The sequence below is a fragment of the Microbacterium sp. RD1 genome, from assembly GCF_052220165.1.
Taxonomy (GTDB): Bacteria; Actinomycetota; Actinomycetes; order Actinomycetales; family Microbacteriaceae; genus Microbacterium.
Genome location: NZ_JBQPOL010000001.1, coordinates 844,967 through 858,879, shown reverse-complemented (window position 1 = coordinate 858,879; position 13,913 = coordinate 844,967). Strand labels below are relative to the sequence as shown.

At 72.2% G+C, this 13,913-nt stretch carries 13 protein-coding genes; 6 read left to right on the top strand and 7 right to left on the bottom strand.

Going from position 1 to position 13,913, the window contains the following annotated elements; all coding sequences use genetic code 11:
* Positions 1–3: 3 nt before the first annotated feature.
* Both ACTU3I_RS04105 and ACTU3I_RS04100 read right to left on the bottom strand, forming a co-directional pair.
* Positions 4–1,122: a glycerate kinase gene (locus ACTU3I_RS04105; RefSeq protein ID WP_442924358.1), complete on the bottom strand. Its 1,119-nt coding sequence runs from the start codon at positions 1,120–1,122 to the stop codon at positions 4–6.
* 42 nt (positions 1,123–1,164) lie between these two features.
* On the bottom strand, positions 1,165–2,142 hold the full coding sequence (locus ACTU3I_RS04100; RefSeq protein ID WP_442924357.1) for a LacI family DNA-binding transcriptional regulator: 978 nt from the start codon (positions 2,140–2,142) through the stop codon (positions 1,165–1,167).
* An 81-nt stretch (positions 2,143–2,223) separates the two neighbouring features.
* Here ACTU3I_RS04100 and galT point away from each other — a divergent pair, with 81 nt between their 5' ends.
* The 3 genes from galT (at position 2,224) to ACTU3I_RS04085 (ending at position 5,502) form a co-directional block, all read left to right on the top strand.
* On the top strand, positions 2,224–3,399 hold the full coding sequence (galT, locus tag ACTU3I_RS04095; RefSeq protein WP_442924356.1) for a galactose-1-phosphate uridylyltransferase: 1,176 nt from the start codon (positions 2,224–2,226) through the stop codon (positions 3,397–3,399).
* On the top strand, positions 3,396–4,550 hold the full coding sequence (gene galK / locus ACTU3I_RS04090) for a galactokinase (protein ID WP_442924355.1): 1,155 nt from the start codon (positions 3,396–3,398) through the stop codon (positions 4,548–4,550). The genes galT and galK overlap by 4 nt, the downstream gene beginning before the upstream one ends.
* A 115-nt stretch (positions 4,551–4,665) precedes the next feature.
* Entirely contained in the window at positions 4,666–5,502 is an 837-nt protein-coding gene (locus tag ACTU3I_RS04085; protein ID WP_442924354.1) for an alpha/beta fold hydrolase, read from the top strand.
* A 120-nt stretch (positions 5,503–5,622) separates the two neighbouring features.
* Here ACTU3I_RS04085 and ACTU3I_RS04080 read toward each other — a convergent pair whose 3' ends face one another.
* On the bottom strand, positions 5,623–6,186 hold the full coding sequence (locus tag ACTU3I_RS04080; protein WP_442924353.1) for a TetR family transcriptional regulator: 564 nt from the start codon (positions 6,184–6,186) through the stop codon (positions 5,623–5,625).
* A 48-nt stretch (positions 6,187–6,234) separates the two neighbouring features.
* On the opposite strand from ACTU3I_RS04080, the gene ACTU3I_RS04075 reads away from it, so the two are divergent.
* The 3 genes from ACTU3I_RS04075 (at position 6,235) to ACTU3I_RS04065 (ending at position 9,994) form a co-directional block, all read left to right on the top strand.
* Positions 6,235–7,317, top strand: a complete 1,083-nt coding sequence (locus ACTU3I_RS04075) for an SDR family NAD(P)-dependent oxidoreductase (RefSeq protein ID WP_442924352.1) — start codon at positions 6,235–6,237, stop codon at positions 7,315–7,317.
* A 168-nt stretch (positions 7,318–7,485) separates the two neighbouring features.
* Positions 7,486–8,973: a carboxylesterase/lipase family protein gene (locus ACTU3I_RS04070; RefSeq protein ID WP_442924351.1), complete on the top strand. Its 1,488-nt coding sequence runs from the start codon at positions 7,486–7,488 to the stop codon at positions 8,971–8,973.
* A 175-nt stretch (positions 8,974–9,148) separates the two neighbouring features.
* The gene (locus ACTU3I_RS04065; protein ID WP_442924350.1) at positions 9,149–9,994 is read left to right on the top strand and encodes an NAD-dependent epimerase/dehydratase family protein; all 846 of its coding nucleotides are present in this window, start codon (positions 9,149–9,151) and stop codon (positions 9,992–9,994) included.
* On the opposite strand, the gene ACTU3I_RS04060 is transcribed toward ACTU3I_RS04065, so the two are convergent.
* Genes ACTU3I_RS04060 through ACTU3I_RS04045 form a run of 4 tightly spaced genes read right to left on the bottom strand, consistent with a single transcriptional unit; the run spans position 9,991 to position 13,911 of the window.
* Positions 9,991–10,974 carry an LLM class F420-dependent oxidoreductase gene (locus ACTU3I_RS04060; RefSeq protein WP_442924349.1) on the bottom strand — a complete coding sequence of 328 codons (984 nt, stop codon included), beginning with the start codon at positions 10,972–10,974 and terminating at the stop codon, positions 9,991–9,993. The two genes, ACTU3I_RS04065 and ACTU3I_RS04060, sit on opposite strands and share 4 nt — an antisense overlap.
* 5 nt (positions 10,975–10,979) lie before the next feature.
* On the bottom strand, positions 10,980–11,942 hold the full coding sequence (locus tag ACTU3I_RS04055) for a DNA-methyltransferase (RefSeq protein WP_442924348.1): 963 nt from the start codon (positions 11,940–11,942) through the stop codon (positions 10,980–10,982).
* A 44-nt stretch (positions 11,943–11,986) separates the two neighbouring features.
* Positions 11,987–13,036 carry a lipoate--protein ligase family protein gene (locus tag ACTU3I_RS04050; protein ID WP_442924347.1) on the bottom strand — a complete coding sequence of 350 codons (1,050 nt, stop codon included), beginning with the start codon at positions 13,034–13,036 and terminating at the stop codon, positions 11,987–11,989.
* A 26-nt stretch (positions 13,037–13,062) separates the two neighbouring features.
* Positions 13,063–13,911: an alpha/beta fold hydrolase gene (locus ACTU3I_RS04045; protein ID WP_442924346.1), complete on the bottom strand. Its 849-nt coding sequence runs from the start codon at positions 13,909–13,911 to the stop codon at positions 13,063–13,065.
* Positions 13,912–13,913: the final 2 nt, after the last annotated feature.

The following is a 13,913-nucleotide window of genomic DNA, read 5'->3' as shown; positions in this document are numbered from 1 at the left end:
TCCTCAGGGTCGACTGCCGAGCGTACCTGCCAGCCGGGCACCCGCCTCACGCAGCCACCGTGTCCCCTCGGCCAGCGCCGACGCCGACGAGCCGGCGAGCTCGGTCAGCGACACCGCGTCGGCGAAGGGAGACAGGTCGGCGTCGGCCGTGATGCGGCCGGCGACGAGCCCCACCGCCGCGTGCGGCGCGAGCCCGGCGACGAAGGCCGGCACCTTGCCGGCGGCGGACTGCGCGTCGTACGAGCCTTCCCCCGTGATCACGACGCTCGCCGACTCCGCGGCATCCGCGAGCCGGATGAGCGCGGCGACCTCAGCCGCGCCCGCCGCGAGGGTAGCCCCCCACGCGGCGAGCGCCCACCCGGCGCCGCCGGCCGCGCCGGCTCCCGGCAGTGCCGGATCGGCGGTGGGCACGAGCGCGGCGAGGCGCGCGAGCCCGGCGTCGGCTCTCGATACCCCGGCGGCATCGAGGCCCTTCTGCGGCCCGAATACGGCGGCGGCGCCGCGCTCACCGAGGAGCGGGTTGGTCACGTCGGTCAGCACCATCGCACCGTGGGACGGAAGCGGCCGCAGCCCGCCGAGATCGACGTCGGCGAGCTCGTCGAGTCCGGCCGCGCCGGGAGCGACAGGACCGCCGGCGGCATCCGTGAACCGGGCGCCCAGAGCGGTGAGGAGCCCGACGCCGCCGTCGGTCGACGCGCTCGAGCCGATGCCGAGCACCAGACGCGACACTCCCGCGTCGAGCGCGGCGGCAATCGCCTGCCCGAAGCCGAGGGTCGACGCGGACTGCGGCCGGAGATGCTCGCCGAGCAGTTCGATGCCGGATGTCGACGCCAGCTCGACGACGCCGGTGCCGACCGGGGCGCCGGGCGCCGGCGGCAGAAGGAGCCAGGAGGCCACGACGGCCGAGCCGCCGGGTCCGGTGACGGTGACGGGGATGCGCTCGGCGCGGGGGACCGCGGCGGCCACCGCGTCGAGGGTGCCCTCTCCCCCGTCTGCCATGGGCCGCAGCACCAGGTCATCGCCGGGGCGGATGCGGCGCCATCCTTCCGCGAGCACCTGCGCCGCCGTCGCGGCCGGCACGGTGCCCTTGAAGCTGTCCGGTGCCAGGACGACGCGAGTCACGGGCTCGATGCTACCGGCGTGAGGCGTCGGTCCATCGCTGCATCACAACGGGCCGGGGCCGGAGCTCTCGCGGACGACCAGTTGGCCGGGCAGAGCCGTGAAGGACGGCCCCGCCCCCTCCTCGATCATGGCGACGAGCGTCGCGACGGCCCGGGTGCCGAGAGCGTCGAAGGCCTGGCGCACCGTCGTCAACGGCGGTCGGTACTGCGCCGCGTCGACCACGTCGTCGAAGCCGACCACGGCGATGTCTTCGGGGATGCGGCGCCCCGCCTCCGCGAACGCGCGGAGTGCCCCGAGGGCCATCTGGTCGTTCGCGACGAAGACCGCCGTGGCGCCGGCGAGCCCGGATGCCGCCGCGAACCCTGAGCGCGACGTCCAGTCGCCGCGCACCACGGCGGGCACGCGGGCCGCCGCGTCCTCCAGCGCGGCGCGCCAGCCGCGCTCGCGCTCCCGGGCCGCGAACGACCCGGACGGACCGGCGACATGGTGCACCGTCGCATGACCCTTCGACAGCAGATGCCCGACCGCGACGGCGGCGCCGGCAGCGTGGTCGGTCTGCACGATCGCGAACCGGTCATCGGGCGGTGAATCGACGACGACGAGAGGGAGGGTCGCGCGCGGGTCCGATCCGCGCAGCAGCGTCGTCGCCTCGTTCAGCACGATCGCGCCGTCCACGCCCTGGTCACGCAGCTGCGCGAACGCGTCGCCGACGCTCCGCGCGCCGGCGAGGGTGACCACCGCCAGCGCGTAATCGCGCTGAGCGGCGACCTCGGCGACGGCCTCCAGCATCCGGGAGTTCCCGACGGCAGCCAGCGACGACACGACCAGGCCGATCGTGCGGGTACGGCCGGTCCGCAACGCCCGGGCGGCCCGATGCATCCGGTAGCCGAGCGCGGCCATGGCCGCTTCGACGCGGGCTCGGGTGCCCGGATCCACACGCGGGCTGCCGTTGACCACCCGCGACACGGTCTGCGCCGACACGCCCGCGTGCGCGGCGACGTCGGCCATCGAGATCGGCATCGCGCCCCCGTCCGTTGTCGTCGCCAGTACCTCTGACGGCAGCGTGTTGACGATAACACGCGCGGCGGTTACCGTGTGATCGTGAACACGTCGCTCCCCGCCCCCGTCGAGCTGAGTGCCGGCGTGGTCAAGCGTTCCACGCGGCTGGCCGACGGCCGTGAGCTGCTGTACTACGACGACCCGGGCACCACTCTGGGGCCCGAGCGAGCGATCGACGCCCGGTCGCTCGACGCGCGGCCCGAGACGGCGACGATGCGCCAGGATGTGCTCACCGGCGACTGGATCTCCATCGCGGCGGCTCGCCAGAACCGCGCCTTCCTGCCGCCGGCCGAACTCGACCCACTCGCCCCGCAGACGTCCACGAATCCCTCGGAGATCCCCGACCGGTACGACGTGGCCGTGTTCGAGAACCGGTCGCCGTCGTTCGGCCCCGCCCTCGCCGCAGCGGAGGGCGACGCACCGGCGGCCGCCGATCCCCCGCTCGGCTCGGACGATCTCGACACTCTCGACCTGGGGCGCACGCGCACCGCCGTCGGCCGGTGCGAGGTGGTGTGCTTCAGCCCGGAGCGCTCCGGCTCGTTCGGCACCCTCACCCGCATCCGCGCCCGCACGGTCATCGAGGCATGGGCCGACCGGACGGCCGCTCTCTCGGCGCTCCCCGGCGTCGCGCAAGTGTTCCCGTTCGAGAACCGCGGGGAGGCGATCGGCGTCACGCTCGCGCATCCGCACGGTCAGATCTACGCCTACCCGTACATCACGCCTCGCACCCAGCGCACGCTGGATGCGGTGTCGCGCACCTCCCCCGACCTCTTCGGCCGCATCCTCGACCTCGAGCGCGCCTCCGAGCGGATGGTACTCGAGGGCGAGCACTGGACGGCGTTCGTGCCCTTCGCGGCGCGGTGGCCGCTCGAGGTGCACCTTCTCCCCTCCCGCCACGTGGCCGATTTCGCGGAGACCACCGACGCCGAGCGGGACGAGCTCGCGCCGCTGTATCTTCGGCTCCTCCGCGCCGTCGACGCCCTGTACCCCACGCCCACGCCGTACATCGCCGCGTGGCATCAGGCGCCGGTCGCTGCCGGCCGCGACACCGTGCGACTGCATCTGCAACTGACCTCGCCGCGACGGGCCGCCGACAAGCTGAAGTACCTCGCCGGCTCCGAGGCGGCGATGGGCGCCTGGATCGGGGACGTGACCCCCGAGTCGCAGGCTGCTCGCCTACGCCAAGCCCTCGAGACCGTTCCGCTGGACGTCGCATGAGCGCCGCATCCGAGCTGCTGGCCACCCTCACCGATCGCGTCGCCGAGGGCGAGTGGTCGGCCCCGGGTCGCGTCAACCTCATCGGCGAGCACACCGACTACAACGAGGGCTTCGTGCTCCCCTTCGCGATCGCCGAGCGTACCGCCGCCGCCGTCGCGCTTCGCGATGACGACGTGCTGCGGATCTCGAGCTCGTTCTCCGAGGGCGCCGTCGAGGTGCCCCTCGCCGCCCTCGACGACGCGATCTCGGCGGGTGGGCTCGACTGGGCGGCCTATCCGCTCGGGGTGGCGTGGGCACTGCGGCGCGCGGCACCGGATGCTGCGCCCCGCGGACTCGACGTCGCCATCACGTCGAACGTGCCCGTCGGAGCGGGCCTGTCGTCCTCGGCAGCGATCGAGGGCGCGGTGGCGAGCGCCCTCAACGACGTGTGGGGGGCGGGCCTGGACCGCGTGGCGCTCGCGCGCGTCGGTCGCATCGCCGAGAACGAGGCGGTCGGCGCCCCCACCGGCATCATGGACCAGATGGCGTCGATGCTCGGGCGCGCCGACGCTGCCACGTTCCTCGACTGCAGAACGCTCCAGACGCAGGAGGTCGACCTCGGCTTCGCGCGCGAGGGACTGGAGATCCTGGTGATCGACACCCTCGTGAGTCACGCCCACTCCACCGGCGGCTACGCCGAGCGCCGCGCAGCCTGTGAGGCCGGGGCGCGCGCGATGGGAGTGTTGGCGCTGCGCGACCTCGCTGAGAGCGACCTCCCGCGGGCACGCGAACTGCTCGACGACGTCACCTACCGCCGGGTGCGGCACATCGTGACCGAGAACCAGCGCGTCCTCGACACCGTCGCGACCCTGCGGGACGCCGGTCCGCGTGCGATCGGCGAACTGCTCGTGGCATCCCACGCCTCGATGCGCGACGACTTCGAGATCTCCGTCCCCGAGCTCGACCTCGCCGTCGACACGGCGCTGGCGAACGGAGCGATCGGCGCGCGGATGACCGGCGGCGGATTCGGCGGCGCGGCGATCGCGCTGGTGCAGGGCGACCGGCTCGAAGCCGTCGCATCCGCGGTCGGCGAGGCCTTCGCCGCGGGCCGCTACCGCGCACCGCGGACGTTCCCCGTTCTCCCGTCCGTCGGCGCGCGCCGCGACGCCTGACGCGCGACCGCGCGGAATCTCCGGCCCGCGAATTCGCAAGCCCTGGGATGCCGCCCCCTCGCGCGCTAGCGTCGGATCCGGCCGGACTCGACCACCGGCCGGAAGAGGATGAATCATGGCGTTCGTGACCGTGGGCTCGGAGAACTCCACCGAGATCCAGCTGTACTACACCGACCAGGGCTCGGGACAGCCCGTCGTTCTCATCCACGGCTTCCCCCTCAACGGCGAGTCGTGGGGCAAACAGCAGGCAGCGCTCCTGGACGCGGGGTACCGCGTCATCGCGTACGACCGCCGCGGCTTCGGGTTCTCGAGCAAGGCGGGGTCGGGATACGACTACGACACCTTCGCATCCGACCTCGACGTGCTCCTCACGCAGCTCGAGCTCGAGAATGCGGTGCTCGTCGGGTTCTCGATGGGGACGGGAGAGGTCGCCCGCTATCTGTCCCGCTACGGCAGCTCGCGGGTCGCGCGGGCCGCGTTCCTCGGCTCGCTCGAGCCGTACCTGCTCGTCACCGACGACAACCCCGACGGCGCCGGCCCCCAGGACTTCTTCGACGGCGTCGCCGCGTCGGTGCGCGCCGACCGGTACGCCTTCGTCCGCGGATTCTTCGACGACTTCTACAACCTCGACGAGAATCTCGGCTCCCGCATCTCGCAGGAGGCTGTCGACGCGAGCATCCAGGTCGCCAATCTCGCGAGCAACGCGGGGCTGGCCGCCGCCCCGTTGACATGGCCGACCGATTTCCGCAGCGACATCGAGAAGATCGACGTCCCCGCGCTCATCGTCCACGGCACGTCCGACCGCATCCTTCCCCCGGACGCTACGGCGCGACGCTTCACGAAGCTCCTGCCCGACGCTCGATACGTCGAGATCGACGGCGCGCCGCACGGAATGCTGTGGACGCACGGCGACGAGATCAACGAGGCGCTGCTGGCCTTCCTTCGGTCCTGACCCGACGACGGACAACATTCCGGACGAGGGGGCGGATCCCGCGGCGTCGACCGGCGAACGGCACGTCTCAGCCGCTTCGTCCGGAATGTCGTGCGGCAGTGCGCGGGCGGCTCGGCCGCGTCAGGGCGCGAACGCCCTATGGAAGATCGCCCGGGCGCGCGCGGCGACGGCCGCGCGGTCGGCGAGGTCGGCCCGGGCGAGTTCCGTCGCCAGCATCCCGATCGCCAGCTGGACATCGGCCGTCTCGACGTGCGGCCCGATGCGCCCCGCCGCGCGCTCACGGGCGACGAGCGCGGCGACGAGCGCGGCGAACCGCTCACCGAGGTGCACCACGGCCGGATCGGCACGGTGCGACGTCGTCAGCTCGATGAACGCCGTCGACACCGTCGCCTGCGCCACCACGGCGTCGAGGAGGTCGGCGAGGGTGGCAGACGGCGGTTCGACGAGACGCTCGAGATCGGCCACGTTGTCTTCGAACACCGCGGCGGCGAGGGCGACCGGGGTCGGGAAGTGCCGGTAGAGACTCCCCTGTCCGACCCCCGCCCGTCGCGCGACAGCGCTGAACGGCGCGGCGAGCCCCTGCTCGGCGTACACCGTGCGCGCGGCCGCCAGGAGCGCCTCGCGATTGGCCGGTCCCGCCGCGGGTCCACGATTCCTCGTGGGCTCTTCCAACGGCCGGGGCATGCGGGGTAGCCTAATACCGGACACGGTTGTCCGGTAGGGAGATCTCTCATGGCACGCTCCGAAGCCCCGCTGAGCGGCGACTCATCGATCGCGACCTGGTTGGACGACCCCGTGGGCGGCGCGCTGCTGCGCGACATGCTCGCGCAGGGCGGGCAGACCCCCGACGTCTTCACACCGGTGCGCCGCCTTGCGATCAAGCGCCTCGTGAAGATGAGTCGCGGCGCCTTCACGCAGGAGATGCTCGACGATCTGGTACGCCGCGCCCACGCCGGCGATGTCGGCGCGGATGCCGCGGAGCCGGCGGCGTCGGAGGCCGCGGGGACGGCGGCTCCCACGGCCGCCGCGCCGGACGGCGGGGTCGCGGTGCGCGAGTGGACCGAGCGCATCGATGCCGGACGCTTCTCGGGCAAGACCGTGATCGTCACGGGCGCGGGGTCCGGCATCGGGCGAGCCACCGCCTCGCGCATCGTCCGCGAGGGAGGGCGCGTCGTGGCGGTGGATGTGTCGGAGCAGCGGCTGGCCGCCTTCGCGGCGGAGCATCCGGACGCCCCCGTCGAGACCCTCGTCGCTGACATCTCCGACGACGATGCCGTCGCACGCATCGTCGCCGCCGCGGGCGACAGCATCGACGGCTTGGCCAACATCGCCGGGATCATGGACGACATGACCCCCGTCGCCGAGATGAGCGATGCGGTGTGGGAGCGCGTGTTCCGGGTGAACGTGGACGGGACGATGAAGCTGATGCGCGCGGTCATCCCCCGGATGCTGACGCGAGGCGGCGGATCGATCGTCAACACCGCGTCCGAAGCGGCGTTGCGCGGATCGGCGGCCGGGGCCGCCTACACGGCGTCCAAGCACGCCGTCGTCGGGCTGACGAAGAGCTCGGCGTTCATGTACGGCCCGTCGGGGCTGCGCGTCAACGCTGTCGCGCCGGGCGCGACGATCACCAACATCGAGGCGAGCTTCGGCTCGCCGCTCGGCGCGCAGCGCGTGCAGACGGCGATGGCCGTGATGCCCGACCCCGCGGAGGCCGAGGCCCTCGCGGCGTCCATCACGTTCCTCCTCAGCGACGACGGCGTGAACATCAACGGCGTCGTGCTCGCCAGCGACGGCGGCTGGTCGGCCGCATAGCCCCCCACTTGCGTGAATCGGCGGCTATTCCGGCGGGAATAGCCGCCGATTCACGCAAGACGCGTCCGAGGGCACCGAGCCTGGTGCTATGACGTCGGGCTCGCCGCCGGCGAGCGATCCCCAGGCAACCCCCGCAGCATCCGCGGGCGCGACTGCGAGAATGCGGGAATGACCGCAGCTGACACCACCGCCGGCGTCGCGCCCGTCGTACGTACGAGCCGAGGCGCGGTGCGCGGAGTGCGACGGCCGGGGTCGACGGCGTTCCTCGGGATCCCGTACGCGAAGGCACCCGTCGGTGATCTGCGCTTCGCCGCGCCGGTCCCGCCGGAGCCCTGGGAGGGGGTGCGCGACGCGACGGCCTTCGGCCCCACGCCGCAGCGCGGCGACTCGGGCATCACGCTCATCCCCGAGCCGAGCATCCCGGGCACCGAGACCCTCACGATCAACGTGTACACGTCCCGTCCGGGCGATCCGGATGCGGCGTTGCCGGTGCTCGTGTACATCCACGGCGGCGGGTATGTCTCGGGCTCCCCCGCGAGCCCCTGGTACGACGGCGCGGCGTTCGTGCGGGACGGCGTCGTGACCGTGACGCTGTCGTACCGTCTGGGCTTCGACGGCTTCGGCGCCATCGAGGGCGCGCCGTCCAATCGTGCCGTTCGCGACTGGCTCGCCGCCCTCACGTGGGTGCAGGACGAGATCCGCGCATTCGGCGGAGACCCCGAGAAGGTGACCGTCGCGGGCCAGTCCGCCGGCGGCGGCGCGGTGCTCACGCTGCTGTCGGTCCCGTCGGCCCGCGGGCTGTTCCGCAGCGCCTTGGCCATCTCGCCGGTGCTCACCGACATCGACGCCACCCGCGCGCGGGAGATCTCCCACCGCCTTGCCTCGCTCGCCGGGGTGCCGGCCACGCGGGAGGGCTTCGCATCCGTCCCCGAGGAGCGCTTGCGCGACCTGCAGGAGAAGGCCGGGGAGCCTGCGACGGGCGGACGACTCGACGTCGTGACGTCGCTGCTGGCCGACGGCCTGCCGTGGGGCCCCGAGATCGACGGCGATCTCGTACCCCGCGCGGTCGTCGAGGCGATCGAACACGGTGACGGCAGCAGCGTTCCGCTCGTGGTCGGCACGACCGACGACGAGTTCACGATGGCCACCGACCGCGCACGACGCGTGCTCGGCATCCTCCCGATCGGTCTCGTGCTGGCTCGCCTCGGGCTGAGCGGGCGGCGACAGCGCGCCTATCTCCGCGCCAACCGAGCCCAGCGCCGCAAGGGCAACGCCGCGATCCTGGGGCGCTACGCCACCGACCGGGTCTTCCGTGCCGACATCCCGCGGATCGCGACGGCACGCGGCTCCGCGCCGACGTGGGTATACCGGTTCGCGTGGCCGTCGCCGGTCATCGGATGGGCCTGCCACTGTCTCGACGTCCCGTTCTGGTTCGATTGCCTCGACGCGCCGGGCGTGACCGAGATCGCCGGGGACGCCCCGCCGCGCGGCCTCGCCGACGCCCTTCACTCCAGCGCGGTCGCGTTCATCCGCGACGGCATGCCGGGCTGGGAGGCGTGGTCGGCACGGACCGGAGCGACCCGGCTCTTCGGCGGTCCGCCCGCCCTTCCCGAGGTGCTTCACGACGGCTACGCCTCGGTGAGCGCCCTCCACTGACGGACCAAGTCGGCCCACGGCCCGCCGGCCGGGCCGAACTCAGCCTCCGCTGGCGCGCGGCGACGCCTCCTCCGCGGATTTCCGCGGATCATCGCCGAGGGGACCGGGTCGCAGGCTGAGTTGATGCACGATGCAACCCCGTTCCACCCCGCCGGGAGCGTGCGACGCTGGGAAGATGCGCATCGCTCTCACCGGCTCATCAGGAAAGCTCGGCACGGTCGTCGAGCGCGAGCTGCGGGCGGCGGGGGTCGACGTCGTCGCCCTCGACGCCGTCGGCCCGCGCCGACCGGGCTTCGTCCAGCTCGATCTGACCGATTACGGGCAGGTGGTCGACGCGCTCGGTGGCGCCGGCGAAGACCGCGGTGCGATCGACGCCGTCGTGCACCTCGCGGCGATTCCCGCCCCCGGCCTCCGCCCCGACGCCGCGACATTCCACAACAACATGACGGCCACCTTCAACGTCTTCTGGGCCGCCGTGCGCTCCGGAGTGCGGCGGATCGTCTACGCCTCCAGCGAGACCGTGCTGGGCCTGCCGTTCGACGCGCCGCCGCCGTACATCCCCGTCGACGAGGAGTATCCCGCGCGACCGGAGTCGGTGTACTCGCTCGTCAAGCATCTGGAGGAGCAGCTCGCGATCGAGCTGGTGCGGTGGCATCCGGACCTCTCGATCACCGCGCTGCGGTTCTCCAACGTCATGGTGCCCGAGGACTACGCCGAGTTCGCCTCGTTCGACGCCGATGCCCGGGCACGCAAATGGAACCTGTGGGGCTACATCGACGCACGCGACGGGGCGCAGGCCATCCAGCGCGCGCTCGAGGCGGCGCCCGCCGGATTCGACCGGTTCATCATCGCCGCGGCCGACACGGTCATGTCACGCCCCAACGCGGAGCTGGTGGCCGAGGTGTTCCCGGATGTGCCGACCGCGCGCGACCTCGGCGAGCACGACACGCTGCTGTCCATCGACAAGGCCCGGCGCCTGCTCGGTTACGCCCCGCGCCACTCCTGGCGCGACCACTCCTAGAGCGCGGCGACGACCTCGCGCTCGAACAGCTCGATGCCCGAGCGGTCGTATGCGGCCTCGGGGAAGTAGTGGATGGCATAACCGAGGCCGTTGGCCTGGCGCTCGGCGAGACGCTCGGCGACCTGTTCCGGCGTCCCCACGGCGATCGACGCGCGGTAGTCGCGCTCGATCACCGCGGCGCGCTCGGCGCCGACGTGGGGGGCGAGCCGCGCGAGCACAGCCTGGAGCCGTTCCTCGACCTCGGCCTCGGTGGGCGCGATGATCGTGTTGAAATTCGACGAGCGCGTGATGGCGCCGAAGTCGCGGCCGAGGTCGTCGCAGTGGGCACGCAGCACGTCGGACTTGTGCGCGAACTCCTCGATCGACCCGGCGAAGTTCGTGTACGCGGCGTACTGTGCGGCGATTCGCAGCGTCACCTTCTCGCCGCCGCCGGCGATCCACAGCGGCACCCCGCCGTCCTGCAGGGGCAGCGGCCGCACGATCGCGCCGTCGGCGGTGTAGTACTTGCCCTCGAGCGTGGCGGACCCCGTCGTCCACGCCTGGTGCATGATCTCGACACCCTCACGAAGACGCCCGAGACGCTCGCCGATGGGCGGGAATCCGTAGCCGTACGCGCGCCACTCGTGCTCGTACCATCCGCCGCCGATGCCCATCTCGGTGCGCCCGCCCGAGACGATGTCGACGGTCGCGGCGACCTTGGCCAGGTACGCCGGATTGCGGTAGCTCATGCACGTGCACATCTGGCCGAGGCGGATGCGGTCGGTCGAGGCCGCGAACGCCGCCATGAGCGTCCATGCCTCGTGGGTGGCCTCCTCGCTCGCGACGGGGGTGGTGTGGAAGTGGTCGTAGACCCACAGCGACTCCCACGGGCCGGCGTCGGCGGCGGCGGCGAGCTCGCTCATGGTGCGCCAGTGGTCCGTGGCGTCGATGCCGACGAGGTCGAAGCGCCAGCCTTGGGGGATGAAGATTCCGAATCGCATGATGCTCACCCTAGACGGGCGGGCGCGACCACCTCGGCGTGCGGTATGCGCTCGCGCATGACGGCGATCGCCCCGGGGTTGGCGTCGACGAGCACGGCGTCGCGCCCGAGCGCCGAGGCCACCGCCCCGGTCGTCCCGCTGCCGGCGAAGGCGTCGAGCACGCGGTCGCCGGGGCGACTGGATGCCTGGATGATCCGGCGGAGGATCCCCTCGGGCTTCTGTGTCGGATATCCCGTCTTCTCCCGGCCGGACGTGGGCACGATCGTGTGCCACCACACGTCGGTCGGAAGCTTCCCGCGCGCCGCCTTCTCGGGCGTGACGAGACCGGGGGCCATGTACGGCTCTCGGTCGACGGCATCCGAGTCGAACCAGTACCGTTGCGGATCCTTCACGTACACCAGAATCGTGTCGTGCTTGGTCGGCCAGCGTCGACGGGACTTCGCGCCGTAGTCGTACGCCCAGACGATCTCGTTGAGGAATCTCTCTCGCCCGAACAGCGCATCCAGGAGCACCTTGGCGTAGTGGGCCTCGCGGTAGTCCAGGTGCACGTAGAGCGTGCCGTCGGCCGCCAGCAGCCGCCACGCCTCGAGCAGCCGCGGCTCGAGAAACCCCCAGTAGTCGTCGAACCGATCGTCGTAGTCGCGCAGGTCGCCGCGCAGCTTCTCGTACTCGCGGCCGCGGAACCCGACGCGCCGGCCCACGCTCGCCCGCTCCTCGCGGCCGGCCTCGGCCGCCCGTACCGTACTCAGTCTGGCCGGATGGGCCGCGCGGGCGGTCCCGCGGGAAACCGCGGATCCCGCATCCGCCCGCTCGCTCTCAGACTGAGTACGGGCCAGGGGCTGCATCACCTCGACCGCTTTGGCCTGTGAGCGACCGGTGTTGAACGGCGGATCGAGGTACACGAGCGTGAACGCGGCGTCGGGGTAGCCGGCGAGGACGGCGAGGTTGTCGCCCTCGTGGATCGTCACGGATCCCGGATGCGGCGGCGCACCGCCTGGCGACGGGGAGACGGTCACGGCACGCGGTTGAGCCACGCCTCGGTGGCGAACTTCGACGACACCAGGGCTTCTGCCTCGGCGTACTCCTCCGCGGTGATGGTGCCGGGGACAGCACCGTAGAGCTGCGTGAAGGTGTCGATGAACCGCTCGATCACGGCCTCGCGCGGCAAGCCCGTCTGGCTGCGCAGCGGATCGACCCGCTTCGCCGCCGAGACGGTGCCCTTGTCGCTGAGCTTCTCCCGCCCGATCCGCAGCACCTCGGTCATCATCTGACCGTCCATGTCGTAGCTGAGGGTGGCGTGGTGGAGTACGCCGCCGTTGGCCAGCCGCTTCTGCGCAGCGCCCCCGATCTTGCCGGAGGGACCGGCGATGTCGTTGAGCGGCTGATACACGGCGTCGATGCCGAGCGAACGCAGCGCCTGCAGCACCCAGTCATCGAGGAAGGCGTACGAGTCGGCGAAGGTCATCCCGGCCACGAGCGACGCCGGGACGTACAGCGAGTATGTGACGATCGAGTTCGCCGCCATGAGCATCGCGCCGCCGCCGGAGATGCGGCGCACGACGTCGAAACCGTACTTGTCGGCGCCGTCGGGATCGACCTCGTTGCGCAGCGACTGGAACGACCCGATCACCACGGCGTTCTCGTTCCACTCCCACAGCCGCAGCGTGGGATTGCGGCGCCCGTCGCCCACCCGCGTGGTGAGGACCTCGTCCAGGGCGAGGTTCATGCGCGGCGACACCGGCCGATCGTGGACCACCTCCCACGAGAAGTCGCGCCACCCGGGGGCCGTGATGAGCGCGCGACGCACCGCCGTGCCAACCGCCTCGGGCGTGAAGCCGAGCAGCTGCGCCCCGTCGGGGAGGGCGCCGCGGATGGCGGCGGCGATGGTGGCGACGTCGGCTTCGACGGGGAGCCCGTTCACGGCCGCGTCGATGTCGTCGAGGGCCGAGTCGGGCTCCAGGAAGAAGTCGCCGGCGAGATGGAACCCCGCGATCCTGCCGTCGACGTTCTCGAGGTCGACGACGACGAGTTTCCCGCCGGGCACCTTGTATTCGCCGTGCATCCCCTCAGCCTACGACCGCGCGCACGTCACTCGCGCGACGGGAAGCGGGGGTCGAGCCACGCCAGCAGGTCGGCGCGCACGTCGGCCTGATTGAGCTCGTTGAAGATCTCGTGCCGCGCGCCGGGGTAGACGATAGTGGTCACATCGTCGAGCCCCGACCGCAGGCGGTACGCGTCGGCCAGCCGTCGGACGCTGCGCGGCCCGCCCACCGTGTCGTCCTCCCCGACCATCAGCAGGATGGGGATGCCGCGTCCGAGGTCGCGGCGCGGACGACCGAACATGCGGGCCGCCTCGATCGGGCCGAACAGCCGCATGAGGGGCGTCGTCACGGCGAGGGGATCGGCGACGAAGGCCTCTCCGACCGCCTCGTCGCTGGAGAGCCACTGCATCCGATGGCCGCCGGCGGCCCGCCATGGGCGGTTGAGGTCGCCGGCGTTGAGTCCGCCCGGCACGCGCAGCCCCGATCCGCTGAGCACCACGGCGTCGTAGGCCTCCGGATGCTGATTGAGGAGGATCTGCGCGAGGAACGAGCCCCACGAGTGTCCGATCAGGATGAGGGGGAGGTCCGGATGCTCCGAGCGGATGCGCTGCGTCAGCATCCACACCGCCGCCACCGCCGCTCGGTGCCCACCCGGTCCGAGGCGTCCGAGCTTCGAGCGATCGCCACTGTGCTGCTTCACGCCGGTGCGGCCGTGCCCGCGGTGGTCATCGGCGTAGACGGTGTACCCCTCGGCGACGAGCGCGGCGATCAGCGCGCCGTAGCGACCGGCGTGCTCGCCCACGCCGTGGAGCAGCTGCACGACAGCCCGAGGACGCTCGGCTTCGATGACGTCGTACACGATCGTGACCCCGTGCGCATCGAGGAAGTCGGGCATGG